Here is a 20,597-nt window from a genome sequence, read left to right on the forward strand (position 1 = left end):
GCGCGAGCGCGCCTGCGGGGATATAATAGCCTTGGACCAGAAGAGACAAGAACGGCCGACCGCATGTTCGGTTTGCCTTCTCCTCCCTGTGACGGGTTTGGAAGTGCCACCCGCCGTCGACTGCCTCTTGCACATGGCCAGACGTTGGTCCGGGTGACACGCGCTGGGCTTTCCCGGCCCCAACTCTTGAGAACGATGGGCCAGCGGAAGAGCCGGCATCGGTCCGTCAGAGCGCGGGTCGGAAGGGCCGTTCGTGGCAGGCTCGCGCTACCGCTACCTGGATGGTCCGCCGCCGATCCTGGATTTCGCAGGACATAGGTGCACAGCACGTCCCCCAGGCACAGCGCGATCAGCCGCGCGCTTCCTGCACGAGGCGCAGCCTGTCCAGGCGAGCAAGCAGGGCCTCTGCCCAGCGCTCGCCCAGCACCTCGGGCGCGGCCTTCGGCCAAAGGTCGAGCGCGCGTTCAATGGTCGTTCTGACCTCGCGGGTGATCCATTTCGGCTCGACCCTTAGAAAGCGCGCCACATGCTCGAAACGGTGCATGTCGACCGCCTCGAATCTATGGGTACGCACGAAGCGCAGGGCGAGCCTGTCATGTGGGATGAACAGGACTGTGGGTATGATGTCATAGGCCGGCGACAGCCGCACTTCCCCCGGGGCCGGAAAGCGGAACGACCAGTTTTTGAGGTGATTATCGCCATTGCCGAGCAATATGTCCGCGACCACCCGCCGCACCGCCTCGAGGATGTCGGCCCGGCGGTCGCTGCTGAACCGGTTCACCATGTTGATCACCGTGTCGGTGTTCGCCATCGTATATGTGCGATCGCCGACCGCGCCGATGATCTGGCCGGCATCCTCGATGTGAATCCGCTCGCCCTGCGCGCCGCGGTCGAACCGATCGACAACCAGGATGTTGTCGCCATGCGCAAGCAGTTCCTCCGGCACGCCATCGACTGCGCTGCGCGGCATGAGGCGGCAGGGTGCGGTGTCGACCCCGATCATCCGGGCGAGCGTCATGGCACCATGCTCCGCCTCGGGCAGGCCGGCATAGCGATCGCTTGCGACCTTGATGATGCAGCGCCCGCTATCGCCGCTTCCGGGCAGGGTCAGCCGCTCGCCCTCGGGATTGGCGGTGAATTTGAGCTGGATGCCTGCAAGCGAGAATTTGACCACGCCTTCAGGCCGGACAGCCTGGAATCCCTCCACCCGTTCGAGGTGAAGCGGCCCGGCCGAAAGCGGCGCCTCCGTCTCGGGCATGATCAGAACGGCGCCGGGAAGATCGGCTCCCAGTCGGGTCAGCACATCGAACTGGTCATGGTCGCCGGGCCCCATCTCTGTCAGGACCAGGTCGCGCAGGGCGCCTTCGGGAAGAAGGCCGTCGAACCAGGGCGGCACCGAGCCGTGCAGCCCAATCTTGTCACTGCGCGATGCGAGACGGTCACGGGTTCGATCCTCTGATTCCGGATCGAGCCAGCCCAGACTGAGGATCGGGCGCAAGGGATCGCGCAAATATGTCTCGGCGACGTTGAACATGACGCCGCCATCGGTGTCGCGGGTCAAGCTGCCCGCGCGTATCGCACCTCGCCCCGCGTCGAGCAGATGGACGCCGAGGACGGCGGCAGCCTTGGCCATCAGTCGGCCTCTTCCTCATCACCAAGATCAACGAAGAGTTCGTCAAAAGAGGACCGGACCGGCCCTGCCCGCCTGTCCCCTGATGTGGACGTCCCGACCAGATGCAAGACCTCCTCGGCGCGCGCCCTGGGTACCAGCACCGGTACGACATCGAGCGCATCGCAGATATCGGCGAAGAGCGTCAGCCGATCGCGGCCCAGCCGATTGCTGGCGAGGTCGCGCTCGAGCTCGGAGATGCGCGGCCGACTGCGACCGAGACGCTCTGCCAATGCGGGTTGCGACCAGCCTCGTTCCACACGCAGCCTGCGCAGCTGTTCACCCAATGTCGAAAAAATAGCAACATGCATACGGAATACCGTACATTTATAATGATCACCCGGAATTACGTTACTTAGATTCTTCTGACTATCAACCGGTATTCCGTACAATGCTACATGATGCTCGGAATTCCGTAACATGTATCGCTGTGTCAGTCCTCGGAATCTGGATAGGCTGAAGGTCGCAATCCAACCGTCTTCGAGGACCTCCGGCAGCCGCCCGCGAAGCTGACCGGACGCTACACCGCTTGTGGATGGCGCGCGTCCGGTCAGCTTCGAGACCGGCCGGTCCGATCACCCACCGGGAGACGCTACTGATGCGCCGAGGGCAAGGCCTCCGGGCGGCGCGGCGCAGAATGCCGGCTGTACCGTCCACGGCTCCGAACTGCCGCTGGTGTGGGACAAGGTCCGCGACCCGCAAAGCGCCTTCCTCGGCCCCGAAGGCCCCGCAGCCGAAGCACTCGCCCGCCGCATGCACGCCCATTGGATATCGTTCATCCGCAGCGGCAAGCCGGGCGCGGACTGGCCGCTGCACCGGCCGGATGCGCCGCAGACGATGGTGTTCGATGCGAAGGACAGGCCGGTGACGCGCCTCGACGAGGGCGAGCGGAGCCTGTGGGACGGCGCGCGCTTCGACGTCGGCTGAGCAGGCCCCAGATCGAAACCTCGGGCGACCCGGCGTCCGCTTCTGGGCACTGAGAAACCGGTTCCGGCTCTTCTGACCCGGACGGCAGGAGGCGCCTTGCAGTCCCGACACGCTTTTGCAAATCTACAGAACTAAGCTCGGGGGAATTGCACAGGTGAAACGAACCATCTTCCCTGCAGCCGCTCTGGCTCTCGGTCTTTTTGTCATCAAGTCAGCATGGGCTGAAGTGCCGCCGGCGCTCGCCGTCTATGGCGACCTTCCGGGCATCGAGGCTATGTCGATATCGCCCAGTGGGACGGGCATCGCTATTGCCGGCCGCGTGGGCGATGAGCGCAAGCTGGTAGTCTTGGGCGCGCAACGTGAGGTCCTCGCTGCGGCCCCACTAAACGACACCAAGCTGCGGGACATACGCTGGGCGGGCGAGGACATGGTCATGGCTATCACCAGCGCCGCAGAGGATCTTGATCCGGAATATACCGTCGCCAAAACTGAAATTTTTGGCGCGATCATCGTCTCTACGGAAGGAAAGCCGCCGCAACTGGTGTTCGGTCGCAATCCGGCGATCATCCACGCGATCTTCGGCCAGCGCGGGATTCGCCGGATCGGCGGCGACTGGCTGGGCTATTTCGGTGGCATCGAACTGAAGTCGAGTCTCAACCGCGGCCGCTTCACCTTCGATCATGGCCGCCCGGCGCTCTTCGCCGTCGATTTGAAGAGCAATTCGCCGCGCCGCATCGCCCGAGCAGCAAGCGCGGATCATCGGGCGGATTGGCTAATTGATGACAAGGGCGAGGTCGCGGCAACACTCGATATAGGTCATATCAACCGCCGCTGGACCATCGTGAACGCCACCGGCGAGGCAGTGGCCACCGGCACCAACCCAACAGGCGATGTCAGGCTGATCAGTTTCAACCGAGACGGCAGCGGTGTCATCTATGCTTCCGAGAGTGAAGCCGACGGCAATACCCATTGGTACGAAGCGCCCCTGTCGGGCGGCATGATCCGGGAGGTATTCGCCGATGTGAGCATCGACCGCAGCTTCGTCGATCCTACAAATGGCAGAATGCTGGGCTACATGGCGAATGGACCAGAGGCCAAGCCGGTCCTGTTCGATCCAGCGCAGCAGGAGATCGTCGCAAAGGTCTATCGTGCCTTTCCCGGCGTGAAAGTACGCATCGTCGAATGGACGCCCAGTTTCAGTCATTTCCTGGTCGAGACCAGCGGCAACGGCGACAGCGGTACCTGGTACGTCGTCGACGTCGCGCAGCGCCGGGCGGAGCTGGCGGGCGAGAACTACCCGCTGATCAGACCCGAAGCGGTTGGCGCGATCTCATCCGTCGCCTACAGGGCATCGGACGGCCTGGCGCTCGACGGCATTCTGACTTTGCCACCAGGGCGCGAGGCGAAGAACCTGCCCGTCGTGATGCTACCCCATGGCGGTCCTCACGCCAGGGACGATGCCGTTTTCGACTGGCAAGCGCAGGCCTTCGCCTCGCGCGGCTATGCCGTTTTTCAACCCAATTTTCGCGGCTCGACCAATCGCGACGATGCATTTCGCCGTGCGGGTTACGGCCAGTGGGGCCGCAAGATGCAGACCGACATCTCCGATGGTCTCGCCGAGCTCGCCCGGCGCGGCATCGTGGATCCAAAACGCGCCTGCATCGTCGGCGGCAGTTATGGCGGCTATGCCGCGCTTGCCGGCGTGACGCTGCAAAAGGGGCTTTATCGATGCGCCGTCGCGGTGGCACCCGTCAGTGACCTCGCCGACATGTACTGGACCGACTATCGCGAAAGCGGCCGTAATCCGATGCTCATGAGCCAGCTGAAAGAGAGTCTCGGCGATCCATCGGGCTTCGCGGCTGTGTCGCCACGCCGACATGCACGCGACGCGGATGCGCCAATCCTGCTTATTCATGGAAAGGACGACGTGGTCGTGCCGTTCAGTCAGAGCAGCGCCATGGCCGATGCGCTCAAGGCCGCAGCCAAGCCTTATGAACTGGTCACGCTGCCGAGCGAAGACCACTGGCTATCGCGGGCCACGACGCGCAAGCAGATGCTGGAGGCAGCTGTGGCCTTCGTGCAGAAGAACAATCCCGCCGACTGAGCATCGCTGCCGTCCACCCATGACCGGAGCCACGCTCTCGACGATCAGTGCGGCAATAGTCGTCAATTCGGCGACCTGGGGCCGACCGATCCGCCCCCCGAAGGGAAAACTCTTCATATTTCAGGATGATGGTGCGGTCGAGAAGACTCGAACTTCCACGGCCTTTCGGCCACAACGACCTCAACGTTGCGCGTCTACCAGTTCCGCCACGACCGCACATCGAACAGGGACCCGGACACCCGGGACGCTGGCAGGCCCGCGCCACTAGCAAAGGGTTAGACGGGGCGCAACAGTTGAATCCCGCTTTTCCCAAATCAGTAGAGAAACATCGGCATGCCCTGCACGTCGGTCAGCTTGGGGCGGTAGCGCACAGGGTCGTAGAGCGCCGCGACGTCGACGCTCTTGGTTCCGCCGAGCAGCGTGTCGATCGGGACATGGGTGTAGTTGCCATCGCGCAGCGCCAGCATCCGGCCCGTCTCGCCGCGCTCGATCGTCTGGATCGCAAGACCGCCGAAGGCGAAGCCGACCATCCGGTCGAGCGCGTCGGGATCGCCCGAACGCATCAGATAAGCGAGCTGCTGGACGATCGTACCCTCTTTCGAGCGCTGCTCGATCATCAGCGCCAGCCGCCGGCTGACCGCCTGCTCGCTGCGCTGGGTGGCGGACAGGCGCCGTTCTTCGTCGCTGTCGCCATCGCCGTTGAGCTTCGCGCCTTCGGAGATCACGCACATCGCATAGGCACCGGGCCGGCTGCGACGATCTTCGGCGAGCAGCGCCATCAGCCGATCGGGATCGGCCGGTACCTCCGCGATAACGGTACGGTCGACCTGCGCCAGGAAACCGGCGAGCAGCGCGGTTTCGCCTGAGCGCCGGCCGAACAGTTCGACGATCGCGATCCGCTCATGGCTCTCGGCGGTGGTGCGCAGCGCGTTGATCGCGTCGACCGATCGCGTGATCGCCGTCGAGAAGCCGATGCAATAGTCGGTGCCGAACACGTCATTGTCCATCGTCTTGGGGATAGAGACGACGGGAAAGCCCTGCTGCGACAGGTGCGCCGAAAAGCGCAGCGTGCCGTCGCCGCCCAGGGTGATCAGCGCGTCGACGCCGAGCGCTTCCAGCACCTTCAGGACATGCGCGGTCCGGTCGCCGCCGGCCACGGTGCGCGGATCGGTGCGCGATGTGTGGAGCATCGTCCCGCCGACGCGGTCGATCCCGCGCACCGCCTCGCGGTCGAGGCGGATGCTGTGCGCTGCGACGCTGTCCGCATCGGCAGGATCGATTTCGAGAAAGCCCTGCCAGCCGCGCCGGAAACCGATGACGTCCCAACCACGATCGATCGCCGACAGCGCGATCGATCGGATGCAGGGGTTGAGCCCCGGAACGTCGCCGCCGCCTGTCAAAACTCCGATGCGCATCGTCCGGCTATCCTCCTGTCCGTGGTCCCGAGCCGAACCGCATCCGCGACGGCTTGTTCCGCGCCGGCGGCCAGGATCAGCTGCCGGTCGGCCCGATGAAGCTCAGGTGCAGATTCTTGGCCCCGCGCGGAATGTCGACCGCCGCGCTGTCGAACTCGGCGGAAGCGCCGGGTGCGAGCATCGGCACGGGCCGCGTGATCGTCCAGCTATAGACGGTACGGCCCTGCGTATCGCGCAGCTCGGCGCGGATGTCGCGGACCGTCTGCGGCTGGTCGGTTGGATTGACCACCTTGCCGGTGACCGCGAGCAGTTCATTGCCGCTGGCGGTCTCGCGCCGTTCGGGCTTGCCGGTCATCTCGATCACCAGCGGCACGGGCGCAGGCACGATGCCGAGCTTTTCCGCCAGCTTGTCCGGTCCGACGGCGACCACGGCGCCGATGCCCGACAGCAGCAGCAGAGCGATGATGATCGAGGCGATGGTCAGCAGCCTGGCGGTGTTCCGGCGACGGCGGCCGGCCGGCACGATGTCATGGATCGGCGCCACCTCGCGCGGGCCGTCATAGCGGGCCTGCACCTCATTCTCGGGCACTTCGCTCGCCGGTCCTGCTGCGGGCGGGACGGGTTCGACCGTCGTCGGCGCGGCCGGAGCCGGGGACGCGGGGGCAACCGGGGCGGAAGCGCCGCTGTCGCCGGACCGGGCACCCGCATCGAGCGCCAGCGACGGCGGATCCTGGAACCAGCTATGCTTGCAGCTGGCGCAACGGACCTGGCGGCCCGAAGCCCCGATCGCGGCGTCGGGCACAAGGTAGCGGGTGTTACAGGCGGGGCAGATCAGTATCATGGATGCCCTTCACTAGACCCTAGACGACTCCGGCTGCAAGCATTTGCGGGCGCGCCTGTGCTGTGCCATGGCTCCGCCCATGTGCGAGGGATCGACAGGATGAGGCCGGGGGCCAGCAATATCGTCCAGTTCGAAAATGTCGGGCTGCGCTATGGCTCCGCCATGGAGACGCTGAGCGATCTGAGCTTCGACCTCGCGGCCGGCGCTTTCTATTTTCTCACCGGCCCGTCGGGCGCGGGGAAGAGCTCGCTGCTGCGCATGATCTATCTGGCGCAGCGGCCGAGCCGGGGCCTGATCCGGATGTTCGGCGAGGACGTCGTCACCCTGCCGCGCGCGCGCATCCCCGGCTTCCGTCGCCGGATCGGTACGGTATTCCAGGATTTCCGCCTGATCGATCATCTCTCGGCCTATGAGAATATCGCCCTGCCGCTGCGCGTGAACGGGGTCGCCGAGGCGGACATCGATACGCCTGTGCGCGAGATGCTCGAATGGGTGGGGCTCTCGGGTCGCGCCCATGCCAAGCCGGCAACCCTGTCGGGTGGAGAGCAGCAGCGCGTAGCGATCGCCCGCGCGGTGATCGGCCGGCCCGAAATCCTGGTCGCGGACGAGCCTACGGGCAATGTCGACCCGGACATGGCGGGCCGGCTGCTTTATCTGTTCGAAGCGCTCAACAAGCTGGGCACGACGATCGTCGTCGCCACCCACGACCTCCACCTGATCCCGCGTGTGCGCAATGCGCAGTTGATCAAGCTCGACAAGGGGCGTCTGGCCCAGCCCATCGGAGCGGCGCACTGATGGCGCTGTTCGGACGCGGATCGGGCAATTGGCTGACCAGCGCGGCGGGCCGGCGTATCCTGCCCGAGGGCTGGCTGTCGGGTCCGATGCCCTGGGTCATCGCGATCATGATGTTCCTGATGGTACTGGCGGCGGCGGCCGGCCTGGCGCTTGGCTATGCGGCGCGTGGTCTCGACAGCCATGTCTATGCCCAGGCGACGATCCAGATCGTCGACGCCAACCAGCCGCGGCGCGACGCCGTCGCCGACCGGCTCGTTGCAATGATCGCCGAGCAGCCCGGCGTGGCCTCGGTGCGGCGAATCGGCGAGGCCGAGATCACCGAATTGCTGCGTCCCTGGCTGGGCGGGGGCCTCGCCGACAGCGATCTGCCCGTACCGGCGATGATCGACGTCGTCTTCGCCGAAGGCGCGCGCGAGGCGCTTCCTGCGGTCGCCGCGCGAGTGAAGGCCATCGCTCCGCAGGCGCGTGTCGACGATCATGCCCAGTGGCTGGCGCCGCTCTCGGGGCTGATCGGCGCGCTGCGCTGGCTCGCGATGGTACTGGTCCTGCTGATGGCTGCCGCCGCCGCCTTCACCGTGGTCCTCGCCGCCCGCGCCGCGCTCAACACGCATCAGGCGACGATCGACGTGATGCACCATCTGGGATCGACCGACGCGCAGATCGCCCAGCTCTTCCAGCGGCGGATCGCGACCGATGCGCTGTTCGGCGGGCTTGTCGGGCTGCTGCTCGCCTCCCTGGTGATCCTCGCGGTCGGCGACCGCATCGCGCAGGTCGGATCGGACCTGATCGGATCGGTCGCGCTGCCCGGCTTCGCATGGTTCGTGCTGGCGTTGCTGCCGCTTGCCGGTACGCTGCTCGCCATGCTCGCGGCGCGCCTCACCATCATCCTCGCGCTCAGGAAGCGGCTATGATCGTCCGCAGCCTGTCCGCCCTCCTGCTGCTGTGGATTCTGGGTTTCATGGCGTTCGCGCTGTTCCTGCCGCAGCCGGCGGGCGACGCCGTGGTCACCGAGGGCATCGTCGTCACGACGGGCGGGCGCGGACGGATCGAGCGCGGGCTGGACATGCTCGCGCGGAAAAGAGCAAAGCGGCTGCTCGTGTCCGGAACCGACCGCCGTGTCCGCCCGCACGAACTGGCCGTGCAATTCAAGGCACCCGAGGCGCTCGTCGACTGCTGCGTCGACCTTGGCCATGAATCGGTCGACACGCGGTCCAATGCGGAGGAGGCGACCCGCTGGATCGCGCGCAACCGCTATCGCAGCATCCGGCTGGTGACATCGGACTGGCACATGCGCCGCGCCCGTTTCGACCTCGAGGCGATGGCGCCGGATGGGCTGACGATCGTCGCCGATGCGGTGCCGACCCAGCCGGCGCTGTCCGATCTGGTTCGCGAATATAATAAATATGTGCTGCGGCGGCTCGCCGCGCTGGTGGGGGTATGATGATCGGGTTGCGCTCGGCGCTGTTCGCGCTGATTTTCTATACGGGGACTGCCGTCGCGGTGCTCACCGCCTTCCTGCTGGTGCCGTTCGGCGATGCGGCGGTGCGGGGCCAGGCGCAGCGATGGGCACGCTTCCACGGCTGGGCGACGCGCACGATCCTCGGCATCCGGGTCCGTTTCGAAGGGACGCTGCCGACCGGGCCCTGCCTGTTCGCCTCCAAGCACCAGTCGATGTTCGAGACGATCGAACTGCTCCGCGCGCTGGGCGGCCCCGCCACCGTTATGAAGCGCGAGCTGGCGGACATTCCGTTGTTCGGCTCCATCGCGCGCAGGCAGGGCGTGATACCGGTGGACCGGGCCGGCTCCGCCAAGGCGCTGCGGCGGATGATGCGGGCGGCAGCCGACGCACGCGAAGCCGGCCGGTCGGTGCTGATCTTTCCCGAGGGGACGCGCGTGCTCCCCGGCGAGCAGCCGCCGCTGCAGCCGGGCTTCGCCGGCCTCTACAAGCAGCTTCGTCTGCCCGTCGTACCGATCGCACTCGACAGCGGCCGGGTCTGGCCCCGCGAAAGCTTCCGCAAATGGCCCGGCATCATCACCATCCGTCTGGGCGACCCCATTCCGACTGGCCTGCCGCGCGACGAGGTCGAGCGGAGCGTCCACGCCGCGATCAACACGCTGGAGGCATAGCCTCTCGCTCCGGCGAACGCTTAGTGCGAGCGGCCGAAGTCCGGCTTGGCGTCGTCCTGACCCTGCTCGATGATCGACCGGCGGATCGTCCGGGTCCGGCTGAACAGCTCGTGCAGCGTGTCACCATCGCCCCAGCGGATCGCGCGCTGCAGCGCGGTCAGATCCTCGGAGAAGCGCTGGAGCATTTCCAGCACCGCGTCCTTGTTGTTGAGGAAGACGTCGCGCCACATCGTCGGATCCGATGCGGCGATGCGCGTGAAGTCGCGAAAGCCGCCCGCCGAAAATTTGATGACCTCGCTCTGGGTCACCTCTTCCATGTCCGATGCCGTGCCGACGATCGTATAGGCGATCAGGTGCGGGAGGTGGCTGGTGACCGCCAGAACGCGATCATGATGGCGCGGGTCCATCGTCTCGACATTGGCGCCCATCCGCCGCCAGAATTCGGACACCCGCTCGACCGCCGTCGGATCGCTTCCTTCGGGCGGGGTGACGATGCACCAGCGTCCCTTGAACAGCGTGGCGAAGCCCGCATCCGGGCCGCTATTCTCGGTGCCGGCGACCGGATGGGCCGGGATGATCGTCGCGCCGGGCAGCGCTGCGCCGAGCGCCGCCAGCACGCTTTCCTTGGACGAGCCGACATCGCTCACGATCGCATCGGCGGGCAGGTCGTCGGCGATCTCGGCTGCTGCCGTGGCCATCGCGCCGACCGGCACGCAGAAGATGACGAGGTCCGCATCGACCACAGCGGCGCCGGCCGTGTCGGTGACGTCGTCGACGAAGCCGATGCGCCGGGCCCGTTCGCGGACCTCGGGGCTCGCGTCATGACCGGTCAGCCGCACGGTCGGCATCTGCGCCTGCACCGCACGGGCGATCGACGAGCCGATCAGACCGAGACCGATGATGGTGACGCGCGCGAAAGGCAGCATCAGCCGGCCGCCTCGACGAGCCTGCGCAGGGCCGCCGTCAGGCCGGTAATCTCTTCCTCGGTGCCGATCGTGATGCGCAGGCCATGGGGCAGGCCCTGTCCCGGCAGCCAGCGGACGATGTAGCCGGCGTCCATCAGTCCCTTATAGGCGGCTTCGGCGGTCAGCTTGCCTTCGAACAGCACCAGTGAGAAATTGGCCTTGCTGGGCACCGCACGCAGGCCCTTGTTGCCCAGGCTGGCGATCTCCGCCTCGAACCAGTCGCGCCAGCGCAGATTATGCTCGCGGCTGCGCGTCACGAAATCGGTGTCGCCCAGCGCTGCGATCGCCGCCATCTGGCCGGCGGTGGTGACGTTGAACGGCGCGCGGATGCGGTGCAGCGCATCGATCACCGGCGCGCTGGCATAGCCCCAGCCGATCCGCTCGGCCGCCAGCCCGTAGATTTTGGAGAAGGTGCGGGTGACGAGCACGTTGGAGGCGCTCTGCGCGAGCTCGAACGCGCCGTCGTCATCTTCCGGCTCGAGATATTCGGCATAGGCCTGATCGATCACCAGCAGGCAGTCGGCCGGCGTCGCCGCGTGGAGCCGCGCGATGTCCGCCCGGCTGGTATAGGTACCGGTCGGATTGTTCGGATTGGCGAGGAAGATGACCCGCGTGCGCGGCGTGATGTGCGCGATCAACGCGTCGACATCGGTCGCATAATCGCGGTCGGGTGCCTGCACCGGTTCCGCGCCGACCCGGCGCGTCGCGATCGGGTAGACCGAAAAGCCGTAGCGCACGAACAGAACCTCGTCGCCCTGACCCGCATAGGCGCCGGCGGCGAGATGCAAGATCTCGTCCGAACCGGTGCCGTAGATGACCCGCGCGGGATCGAGCCCGCCATGGGCCGCCGCGATCGCCTCGCGCAGAGCCGCCGCCGAAGCGTCGGGATAGCGATCGAGCGAGGCCGCACCGGCGAGGAAGCCCTGCCGGGCCGCATCGCTCGTGCCGAGCGGGTTTTCGTTGGACGAGAGCTTGGCCACCTTGCGGCCGTCGTCGGTGGTCGATCGGCCCGGAACATAAGGCGCGATCGCGTCGATCCAGGGCTTGGGCGCTAGGGTCTGAGTCATGCGCAGCGCTTTAAGGGCGAAGCCCGCCCGCCGCAATGGGCCGGGCGGGCCGTTGACAGCCCCGGACGGCGGGCCTAGCGCCCAAGTCCCGATGAGCGACGACAGCCGTTTCGGCCTTGCCCGTTCCGTGACTCTGCCCGGCCCGCTGGCGCTGGATGGCGGCGCGCGCCTCTCGCCCGTGTCGATCGCCTATGAAACCTATGGCACGCTCGACGCGGCCGGCTCGAACGCGATTTTGATCTGCCATGCGCTGACCGGCGATCAGCATGTCGCCTCGACCCACCCGATCACCGGCAAGCCGGGCTGGTGGACACGCATGGTCGGCAGCGGCAAGCCGATCGACCCGGCGCGCCACTTCATCGTCTGCGCCAATGTGCTGGGCAGTTGTCTCGGCAGTTCCGGGCCGGCCAGCGTCGACCCGGTGACGGGCACCCCCTATGCGATGCGCTTTCCGGTCATCACGATCCGCGACATGGTGCGGGCGCAGGCGATGCTGCTCGACCATCTCGGCGTGCGGATGCTCGCGGCGGTCGTCGGCGGCTCGATGGGCGGGATGCAGGTGCTCGAATGGGCGGCGACCTATCCGGAGCGCGTGCTGTCCGCCGTGGTCATCGCCTCGGCCGCGCGCCACTCGGCGCAGAATATCGCCTTTCACGAGGTCGGGCGGCAGGCGATCATGGCCGACCCGCGCTGGCGCAACGGCGATTATTATGCGGAGGGCGATCCTCCGGCATCGGGCCTCGCCGTCGCGCGGATGGCGGCGCACATCACCTATCTGTCCGAAGCGGGGCTGACCGAGAAATTCGGCCGCCGCCTGCAGGCGCGCGACGCCAAGAGCTTCGGTTTCGATGCCGACTTCCAGATCGAGTCCTATCTGCGCCACCAGGGTATCAGCTTCGTCGACCGGTTCGACGCCAACTCCTATCTCTATATCACCCGGGCGATGGACTATTTCGATCTGGCGGAGGAGCATGGCGGCCTGCTCGCCAATGCCTTTGCCGGCTGCAAGCACACCCGCTTCTGCCTGGTCAGCTTCGACACCGACTGGCTCTATCCGACGGCGGAATCCCGTGCGATCGTCCACGCGCTGAACGCCGCAGGTGCGCCGGTCAGCTTCGTCGAGCTGAGCTCGCCCTTCGGTCATGACGCCTTTCTGCTCGACGTGCCCGAGCTGTACCGGGTCGTCGACGGCTTCCTGCGCGCGGGAGAAAACCGGTGAGCGAGTTGCGGCCCGACCTCGCTGTCATCGCCGACCATGTGAAGCCAGGCGCACGCGTGCTCGACGTCGGCTGCGGCGACGGCGAACTGATGGCGGTACTACGCGCTCGCGGTTGCGACGCACGCGGGATCGAGATCGACCGGGGCAATGTCTCGGCAGCGGTCGGCCGGGGTCTGTCGGTGATCCAGGGCGACGCCGATACCGACCTGGTCAACTATCCCGACAAGGCGTTCGACTATGCGATCCTGAGCCAGACGCTCCAGACCGCCCGCGCGCCCGACAAGGTGCTCGAGGAGCTGATGCGGATCGGCCGGCGCGCTTTCGTCTCCTTCCCCAATTTCGCCTATTGGCGGGTCCGGCTGAGCCTGGCCTGGGGCGGGCGCATGCCGGTGACCCCGGCGCTTCCCGTCAGCTGGTACGAGACGCAGAACATCCACCAGCTGACGATTGACGATTTCCGCGCCTTCGTGCGCGAACGCGGCATCACCGTCGAGCAGGCCTGGTTCCTGACCGGCAGCCGGCGGCGCGGGGCCGCGGCCGCCAATCTGCGCGCCGAACATGCCGTCTTCCTGGTGAGCCGCTGAGCCTGCCCCGACCGACAGGCACTGGACATGGCGCAGGCCCGCTTTAGGGTCGGGTGCCTGACCCGACAGACGAGGTTTCCTTTTGAATACGCATCTTATCGGCGCGCTTGCCGCCCTTGCCCTGATCGCATCGCCGATCGGCGCTGCCGCCCCCGCTCCGGCCGATCCGGCCTTCCGCCCCGAAAGCTTCCGCGCAACCGTCGGCTTCCTCGCCGACGACCTGCTCGAAGGCCGCGACACCGGCAGCCGGGGCCATGAGATCGCCGCGCGCTATGTCGCCAGCCGCTTCGAGGCACTCGGCCTGCAGCCCGGCGGGGACAAGGGGAGCTGGTATCAGCGCGTGACGCTGCAGAAGACCGTGCGCGGTGCGACTCCGGCCACGGTGACGGTGAGCGGCCCCGGCGGCGCTCCGCAGATGTGGACGCATGGCGGCGACGTCATCGTCGGTGTGAGCCCCAACGAGCCCGATCTCGACATCACGGCCCCGCTGGTGTTCGTCGGCTATGGCATATACGACAAGCGCCTCGGCATCGACGACTATGCCGGGCTCGACGTCAAGGGGAAGATCGTCGTCGTCCTGCGCGGCTATCCCAAGGGCGTTCCAAGCGAGGAAGGCGCCCATGTCGGCGCGACCAAGGCGAAGGCGGCGCAGGATCATGGTGCGATCGGCATGCTGACGGTCGGCACATTGCTGTCGAAGAAGACCCGCCCCTGGCCACAGATGCTGCACTTCGCAGACGAGCCGGACTTCGCCTGGGTCGGCTCGAACGGCAAGGCTTTCGACGAGGCGCCCGGCATCCGCATCGGCGCGACGCTCAACGATCCCGCCGCCGAAGCCGTCTTCGCAGGCGGACGCCAGTCGCTCGCCGCCATCCGCGCGGTGGCCGACAAGGAGGGTGGTCGCCCCAAGGGCTTCGCGCTCAAGACCAAGGTCCGCATCCGCAGCCAGAGCATGACGACGCGGGTGACGAGCCCCAATGTCGTCGGCATCCTGCCCGGCAGCGACCCGACGCTGAAGGCGCAATATGTGGTCCTTTCGGCGCATCTCGACCATGTCGGCATTGTCCCGGCTAAGTCGGACGACACGTCCGATACCGATCGCATCAACAATGGCGCGCTGGACAATGCCGCCGGCGTCGCGACGATGCTAGAGGTCGCAAAAGCGGCAGCCGAAGCGCCGTCCAAGCCGCGCCGCTCGCTGATCTTCCTCGCCTCGACCGGCGAGGAGAAGGGCCTGCTGGGAGCCGATTATTTCGCACGCCATCCGTCGGTACCGATCGCCTCGATCGTCGGCAATGTCGACCTCGACATGCCGCTGCTGCTCTATCCCTTCACCGACGTCACCGCCTTCGGGGCGGACCATTCGACCCTCGGCCCGATCGTCGCCAAGGCGGTCGCGCCGATGGGCATCGCGTTGTCGCCGGATCCGATGCCCGCCGAGACGATTTTCGTCCGGTCGGACCATTATATGTTCGTCAAACAAGGCGTACCGGCGGTATTCCTCGCGACCGGCTTCGCCAATGGCGGCGAGGCGAAGTGGAAGAGCTTCCTGGCCGGGGCCTATCACCATCCCGACGACGACATGCAGCAGGCGATCGACTGGGATGCCGCCGCCCGCTTCTCCGAGGCCAATTATCGCATCATGCGCGCCATGGCCGACGCCGACACACCGCCGCTCTGGTACACAGGCGACTTCTTCGGAGACGTTTTCGCGCCGAAGGCCGCCAAGGCGAAGCGACCCTGAACCACGGCGCGGGCCGGACAAGCATCCGGCCCGCGCGCGTCAGCCGACTGGACGTATAGTGTATAGTTCGATAATCGTCGAAATATGGAAACGACTCAGGCCATTGCTGCGCTCGGCGCTCTCGCGCTGGAAACGCGGCTCGATATCTTCCGGCTGCTCGTCCGCGCCGAGCCGAACGGATTGCCAGCCGGCGACATCGCCCGCGCGCTGAACGTCCAGCCGAACACGCTGTCGACCCATCTGGCGATCCTCTCCCGCGCCGGACTGCTGCAGTCCGAGCGCGACGGCCGCTCGATCATCTACCGCGTCCGGCTGGACCAGCTTCGGACGCTGGTTCTGTTCCTCCTCCAGGACTGCTGCGGCGGCAATGCCGAGCTGTGCGCGCCGATCCTGGCCGAACTCTCCCCCTGCTGCTGAAGGACCCGCCATGAGCGCGCCGACTTACAATGTCCTGTTTCTCTGCACCGGCAATTCGGCCCGGTCGATCCTCGCCGAAAGCGCGCTGACGCGGATGGGCGGAGATCGCTTTCGCGCTTATTCGGCCGGCAGTCGCCCACGCGGCGAGGTCAACCCCGACGCGATGGCGCTGCTCCGCAAGCTCGGCTATCCGACCGAGGCGCTGCGGTCGAAAAGCTGGGACGAGTTCGGCGGCGCAGATGCCCCGCAGTTCGACTTCATCTTCACCGTCTGCGACTCCGCCGCTGGCGAAAGCTGCCCCATCTGGCCAGGCCATCCGATGACCGCGCATTGGGGCATCGAGGACCCGTCCGACACGATCGGCGATGACGCGACGCGCGAAGCAGCGTTTCGTCATGCGCTGCGCCTGATCGAGAACCGCCTGTCGCTGTTGATTGCGCTGCCGATCGAAGGACTCGACCGGATCGCCCTGCGCGAGAAGCTGCGCGAGATCGGAAGGTCCGAAGGAGCGTCGTCCGGCGCCTTGAACCACTGATCATGACCACGGACAGCCCAGCCCCCGCTCCGTCACCAATGAACCGCTTCGAACGCTATCTCTCGCTGTGGGTCGCGCTCTGCATCGTCGCGGGGATCGGCGTCGGTCATCTGTTCCCCGACGCCTTCCGCGCCATAGCCGCCGCCGAGATCGCGCGGGTCAACATCCCGGTCGCGCTGCTCGTCTGGCTGATGATCATACCGATGCTGCTGAAGATCGATTTCTCGGCGCTCGGCGCGGTCGGGCGCCATTGGCGCGGCATCGGCGTGACGCTGTTCGTCAATTGGGGCGTGAAGCCCTTTTCGATGGCGTTGCTGGGCACGGTCTTTCTCGGCTGGCTGTTCGCCCCGCTGCTCCCAGCGGGCCAGATATCCTCCTATATCGCCGGGCTGATCCTGCTTGCTGCAGCGCCCTGCACCGCCATGGTTTTCGTCTGGTCGAACCTTTGCGATGGCGATCCCGCCTTCACGCTGAGCCAGGTCGCGCTGAACGATGTGCTCATGGTGCTGCTGTTCGCGCCGATCGTGGCATTGTTGCTCGGCGTCGCGTCGATCACCGTTCCCTGGGCGACGCTACTGACCTCGGTTGCGCTATACATCATAGTACCGGTCGCGCTGGCACAGATGCTGCGCCGCTGGCTCGGCGCGCGCGGCGGCATCGAACAGGCGCTGCGCATCCTCGGCCCGCTCTCGATGGCGGCGCTGCTCGCGACCTTGGTGTTGCTGTTCGGCTTCCAGGGCGATGCCATCCTGCAGCAGCCGCTCGTCATCGCGCTCATCGCCGTACCGATATTGGTGCAGGTCTATGCCAATGCCGGCATCGCCTATCTGCTGTCGCGCAGGCTGGGCGTGGCCTGGTGCGTGGCGGCACCCGCAGCGCTTATCGGTGCTTCCAATTTCTTCGAGCTTGCGGTCGCTGCCGCGATCTCGCTGTTCGGGCTGCAATCCGGCGCTGCGCTCGCCACGGTGGTCGGCGTGCTGGTCGAGGTTCCCGTCATGCTGTCGGTCGTCTCCCTCGTTAAACGCAGCCGCAGCTGGTATGAGAAAGGTGCGCAGGCATGACCGACATGGGGTTTCACCGGCTTCGTTCGCTGCCCGATCCCGACAGCCTGCCTGCCTTGCGGCGCGAGCATGTGCTCGAACGGCCTGCATCCGGTCTCGGTGACGACGCTTCGCCGCCACGCATATTGCTGCTCTACGGCTCGCTGCGCGAACGCTCCTTCTCCCGGCTGGCGGTTGAGGAGGCGGCCCGCCTGCTGCGCCTGTTCGGGGCGGAAACACGCATCTTCGATCCGTCGGACCTGCCCATGCCCGACCAGGTGAAGGGCGACGATCACCCCGCTGTCCACGAGTTGCGCGCGCTGTCGAACTGGTCGGAAGGGCAGGTCTGGTGCAGCCCCGAACGCCATGGTGCGATCACCGGGCTGATGAAGGCACAGATCGACCATCTGCCGCTCGAACTGCGGGGCATGCGGCCGACCCAGGGGCGCACGCTCGCGCTGATGCAGGTTTCGGGCGGCTCGCAATCGTTCAACGCGGTCAACACGATGCGCCTGCTCGGGCGCTGGATGCGAATGGTCACCATCCCCAACCAGTCGTCGGTCGCCATGGCCTATAAGGAGTTCGACGAGGCGGGGCGGATGCGGCCGTCGACTTACTATGACCGGATCGTCGATGTGATGGAGGAGCTGGTGCGCTTCACGATATTGCTGCGTCCGCACGCCGCCCAGCTCGTCGATCGCTATTCGGAGCGCAAGGAAGTCGCCGACCGCGCCGCACCCGGCCTGGCGGCTGCCGCCACCGGCCGCACCTGATCGATGGCGTCGTCGGCGTGACGGTTCGATGACAAGCGATATGGCATCGTACGGCACCGAGCGGCTAGAAGCGGACATATGACCGACCTCGTCTCGCCCGTCGCAAACCGCCTGAGGGCCCTCGGTGCGCAGAAGCTGCCGAGCCCGAAGATCGACCTGTTCATGATCCGCGACTTTCTGTCGCCGGTGCAATGCGCCGACGTCATCGCTGTCATCGACCGGGACAATCGCCCGTCCACGATCGCCGACGATCAGGGCATCGACTATTTCCGGACGAGCAAGACCTGCGACATGGATCCGGCGAGCGACCTCGCCCGGACGCTCGACCGGCACATTGCCGACACGCTCGGGATCGACCCGGCGCTGGGCGAACCGATCCAGGGCCAGAAATATGACGTGGGCGAGGAGTTTCGGGATCACACCGACTATTTCGAGCCGACCGGCGCCGACTATCTGACCTATTGCGGGGAGACCGGGCAGCGCAGCTGGACGGCGATGATCTATCTGAACAGGCCCGCCGCCGGCGGCGCGACCCGCTTCCGCCGGCTCGACAAGATCATCCAGCCCGAGGCCGGAAAACTGGTGGTCTGGGCGAATGTCGACCGGGCCGGCAAGCCCAATGACTGGACCCTGCACGCGGGCATGAAGGTGCGCAGCGGCAGCAAATATGTGATCACCAAATGGTATCGCGAACGGCCCTGGCCGAACCGGGGATGAACGTCCCGGACTGTCTCGAAACTGTCATGCTTGCGTAATCGCGACGCCATCCAGCCCCACTAGAGGCGAGTCCGGTAAGGCGGCCCGGGAGTCGGCACCCGCCTCTGGTTCAATACGAAGGGGCAATCATGAAGAAGTTCCGCACCATCCTCATGCTCAGCTGTGCGATGGCGGTGACCGCCTGCGGCGGCGCCGACGACGTCGCATCGCCGGGCGAGGGCGTGATCATCACCCCGACGCCAACCCCCACCCCGACGCCGACCCCCACGCCGACGCCGACACCGGGTCAGGCCGCAGCCAGCTGCCCGACCGGCACGATCGACCGCGGCACCGTCACCACCGCTTTCCGCAATTGTGAGCTGTCGGGCCGCATCTCCGCCGACTACACGCTGCAGAAGCTGCCCGGCGTGATCTACTCGCTCTCGGGCCCCGTCAATGTCGGCACCGACATCGGCGGCGATGGTGCCGCAACCGGCGGCCAGCGCGTCACCCTCACCATTCAGCCGGGCGTCACGGTCTTCGCTTCGTCGGGCAACGATTATCTGGTGGTCAACCGCGGCTCGCGCCTCAACGCGATCGGCACCGCCAGCTCTCCGATCATCTTCACCGCCCGCGACAACGTCCTCGGCACCACCACCGACAGCAGCCAGGGTCTGTGGGGCGGCATCATCCTGCTCGGCCGCGCGCCGATCTCGGATTGCAACACCGCGGTCGCCGGCGGCTCGGCCCAGTGCCAGCAGGTCATCGAAGGCACGACCAGCTCGCTCTATGGCGGCGCGGTCGCCGACGACAACAGCGGCACGCTGCAATATGTCCAGATCCGCTATTCGGGCTTCGCCATCGCTTCGGGCAATGAGCTGCAGGGCCTGACGCTCGGCGGCGTCGGCAGCGGCACCACCCTCGATCACATCCAGATCCACAACAGTTCGGACGACGGCATCGAGATATTCGGTGGCCGCGCCAATCTGAAATATCTGGTGATGACCGGCTCCGACGATGACGCGCTCGATACCGACCTCGGCTATAAGGGCTTCATCCAGTTCGTGATCGGCGTCCAGCGCGACGGTTCGAACGGCGATTCGATGATCGAAGCCGACTCGAACGGCAACGAAGATGCGCAGCCGCGTCAGAACACGCGCCTCGCCAACTTCACCTTCGTCCAGCGCTCGACCGTTCAGGGCGGCAATGTGATGCTGCTGCGCGGCGGCACCGACTATACGATGGTCAATGGCGTCGTGACCGGCACCGGTTCGTGCCTCGACATCGACGAGACCAACGGCACCACCACCCGCGCCGCCGATGCGTCGCTGGACGATGTCGGCCCGCCGGTCTTCCGCTCGGTCGTCCTCTCCTGCGCCACCGCGGCCTTCCGCGCAGATGGCAACGAAGCCGCCGTGCAGACGATCTTCAACGCCGGCACCAACAACAACGCCGCCTTCGTCCCGTCGCTGACCGGTACCTTCATCGACGGTGCCAATGAGCGCGCAGTGACGCCGTTCGACGCCCGCACGCTGAGCAGCTTCTTCGTCACCACGACGTACATCGGCGCGGTGCGAGATTCGACCGACACCTGGTATGCGGGCTGGACCTGCAACTCCTCGACCGCGTCGTTCGGCAGCACCAGCGGGTCGTGCACCTCGATCCCGAGCTGACCGCGC

At 66.4% G+C, this 20,597-nt stretch carries 21 protein-coding genes and 1 tRNA gene; 15 read left to right on the forward strand and 7 right to left on the reverse strand.

The window, feature by feature from the left end:
- Positions 1-349 precede the first annotated feature (349 nt).
- Positions 350-1,633, reverse strand: coding sequence for a type II toxin-antitoxin system HipA family toxin (locus tag ACNI3R_RS12670; protein WP_426183811.1), 1,284 nt, complete (start codon positions 1,631-1,633; stop codon positions 350-352).
- Entirely contained in the window at positions 1,633-2,091 is a 459-nt protein-coding gene (locus ACNI3R_RS12675; RefSeq protein ID WP_426183813.1) for a helix-turn-helix domain-containing protein, read from the reverse strand. The genes ACNI3R_RS12670 and ACNI3R_RS12675 overlap by 1 nt, the downstream gene beginning before the upstream one ends.
- A 109-nt stretch (positions 2,092-2,200) precedes the next feature.
- On the opposite strand from ACNI3R_RS12675, the gene ACNI3R_RS12680 reads away from it, so the two are divergent.
- Positions 2,201-2,596: a hypothetical protein gene (locus ACNI3R_RS12680; RefSeq protein ID WP_426183815.1), complete on the forward strand. Its 396-nt coding sequence runs from the start codon at positions 2,201-2,203 to the stop codon at positions 2,594-2,596.
- Between the two features lie 154 nt (positions 2,597-2,750).
- Positions 2,751-4,700: an alpha/beta hydrolase family protein gene (locus ACNI3R_RS12685; RefSeq protein WP_426183817.1), complete on the forward strand. Its 1,950-nt coding sequence runs from the start codon at positions 2,751-2,753 to the stop codon at positions 4,698-4,700.
- Between the two features lie 129 nt (positions 4,701-4,829).
- Here ACNI3R_RS12685 and ACNI3R_RS12690 read toward each other — a convergent pair.
- The 3 genes from ACNI3R_RS12690 to ACNI3R_RS12700 all read right to left on the reverse strand — a co-directional run bounded on the left by ACNI3R_RS12690 (position 4,830) and on the right by ACNI3R_RS12700 (position 6,956).
- Positions 4,830-4,916, reverse strand: a tRNA-Leu gene (locus ACNI3R_RS12690).
- A 98-nt stretch (positions 4,917-5,014) separates the two neighbouring features.
- On the reverse strand, positions 5,015-6,115 hold the full coding sequence (locus tag ACNI3R_RS12695) for a 6-phosphofructokinase (RefSeq protein WP_426183819.1): 1,101 nt from the start codon (positions 6,113-6,115) through the stop codon (positions 5,015-5,017).
- Between the two features lie 76 nt (positions 6,116-6,191).
- Positions 6,192-6,956: an MJ0042-type zinc finger domain-containing protein gene (locus ACNI3R_RS12700; RefSeq protein WP_426183821.1), complete on the reverse strand. Its 765-nt coding sequence runs from the start codon at positions 6,954-6,956 to the stop codon at positions 6,192-6,194.
- Positions 6,957-7,055: 99 nt separating this feature from the next.
- On the opposite strand from ACNI3R_RS12700, the gene ftsE reads away from it, so the two are divergent.
- From ftsE to ACNI3R_RS12720, 4 genes are read left to right on the forward strand one after another with little or no spacing between them, the layout of a single operon-like run.
- Positions 7,056-7,751 (forward strand): cell division ATP-binding protein FtsE, encoded by a 696-nt coding sequence (ftsE, locus tag ACNI3R_RS12705; RefSeq protein WP_426183823.1) that lies wholly within the window; start codon positions 7,056-7,058, stop codon positions 7,749-7,751.
- On the forward strand, positions 7,751-8,662 hold the full coding sequence (locus tag ACNI3R_RS12710; RefSeq protein WP_426183825.1) for a cell division protein FtsX: 912 nt from the start codon (positions 7,751-7,753) through the stop codon (positions 8,660-8,662). The genes ftsE and ACNI3R_RS12710 overlap by 1 nt, the downstream gene beginning before the upstream one ends.
- Positions 8,659-9,192 carry a YdcF family protein gene (locus ACNI3R_RS12715; RefSeq protein WP_426183827.1) on the forward strand — a complete coding sequence of 178 codons (534 nt, stop codon included), beginning with the start codon at positions 8,659-8,661 and terminating at the stop codon, positions 9,190-9,192. Before ACNI3R_RS12710 ends, ACNI3R_RS12715 begins: the two co-directional genes overlap by 4 nt.
- Entirely contained in the window at positions 9,192-9,878 is a 687-nt protein-coding gene (locus tag ACNI3R_RS12720) for a lysophospholipid acyltransferase family protein (protein ID WP_426184195.1), read from the forward strand. Before ACNI3R_RS12715 ends, ACNI3R_RS12720 begins: the two co-directional genes overlap by 1 nt.
- Positions 9,879-9,898: 20 nt before the next feature.
- On the opposite strand, the gene ACNI3R_RS12725 is transcribed toward ACNI3R_RS12720, so the two are convergent.
- Both ACNI3R_RS12725 and hisC read right to left on the reverse strand, forming a co-directional pair.
- Positions 9,899-10,804, reverse strand: coding sequence for a prephenate/arogenate dehydrogenase family protein (locus ACNI3R_RS12725; protein ID WP_426183829.1), 906 nt, complete (start codon positions 10,802-10,804; stop codon positions 9,899-9,901).
- A complete protein-coding gene (hisC, locus tag ACNI3R_RS12730; protein ID WP_426183831.1) occupies positions 10,804-11,910 on the reverse strand; it encodes a histidinol-phosphate transaminase in 1,107 nt (368 codons plus the stop codon). Before hisC ends, ACNI3R_RS12725 begins: the two co-directional genes overlap by 1 nt.
- Before the next feature lie 91 nt (positions 11,911-12,001).
- Here hisC and metX point away from each other — a divergent pair, with 91 nt between their 5' ends.
- The 9 genes from metX to ACNI3R_RS12775 all read left to right on the forward strand — a co-directional run bounded on the left by metX (position 12,002) and on the right by ACNI3R_RS12775 (position 20,591).
- Positions 12,002-13,129, forward strand: coding sequence for a homoserine O-acetyltransferase MetX (metX, locus tag ACNI3R_RS12735; RefSeq protein WP_426183833.1), 1,128 nt, complete (start codon positions 12,002-12,004; stop codon positions 13,127-13,129).
- Entirely contained in the window at positions 13,126-13,713 is a 588-nt protein-coding gene (gene metW, locus ACNI3R_RS12740) for a methionine biosynthesis protein MetW (protein WP_426183835.1), read from the forward strand. The genes metX and metW overlap by 4 nt, the downstream gene beginning before the upstream one ends.
- Before the next feature lie 82 nt (positions 13,714-13,795).
- Positions 13,796-15,457, forward strand: coding sequence for a M28 family metallopeptidase (locus ACNI3R_RS12745; RefSeq protein WP_426183837.1), 1,662 nt, complete (start codon positions 13,796-13,798; stop codon positions 15,455-15,457).
- 84 nt (positions 15,458-15,541) lie between these two features.
- Entirely contained in the window at positions 15,542-15,874 is a 333-nt protein-coding gene (locus tag ACNI3R_RS12750) for an ArsR/SmtB family transcription factor (protein WP_426183839.1), read from the forward strand.
- Positions 15,875-15,884: 10 nt separating this feature from the next.
- On the forward strand, positions 15,885-16,409 hold the full coding sequence (locus tag ACNI3R_RS12755) for an arsenate reductase ArsC (RefSeq protein WP_426183841.1): 525 nt from the start codon (positions 15,885-15,887) through the stop codon (positions 16,407-16,409).
- Between the two features lie 2 nt (positions 16,410-16,411).
- Complete coding sequence (arsB, locus tag ACNI3R_RS12760; RefSeq protein ID WP_426183843.1) at positions 16,412-17,470, forward strand: ACR3 family arsenite efflux transporter; 1,059 nt, start codon at positions 16,412-16,414, stop codon at positions 17,468-17,470.
- Positions 17,467-18,222 (forward strand): arsenical resistance protein ArsH, encoded by a 756-nt coding sequence (gene arsH / locus ACNI3R_RS12765; protein WP_426183845.1) that lies wholly within the window; start codon positions 17,467-17,469, stop codon positions 18,220-18,222. Before arsB ends, arsH begins: the two co-directional genes overlap by 4 nt.
- Before the next feature lie 78 nt (positions 18,223-18,300).
- The gene (locus ACNI3R_RS12770; RefSeq protein WP_426183847.1) at positions 18,301-18,939 is read left to right on the forward strand and encodes a prolyl hydroxylase family protein; all 639 of its coding nucleotides are present in this window, start codon (positions 18,301-18,303) and stop codon (positions 18,937-18,939) included.
- A 128-nt stretch (positions 18,940-19,067) separates the two neighbouring features.
- Positions 19,068-20,591: a hypothetical protein gene (locus ACNI3R_RS12775; RefSeq protein WP_426183849.1), complete on the forward strand. Its 1,524-nt coding sequence runs from the start codon at positions 19,068-19,070 to the stop codon at positions 20,589-20,591.
- Positions 20,592-20,597 lie beyond the last annotated feature (6 nt).

The organism is Rhizorhabdus antheiae (genome assembly GCF_049889055.1).
Classification (GTDB): domain Bacteria; phylum Pseudomonadota; class Alphaproteobacteria; order Sphingomonadales; family Sphingomonadaceae; genus Rhizorhabdus.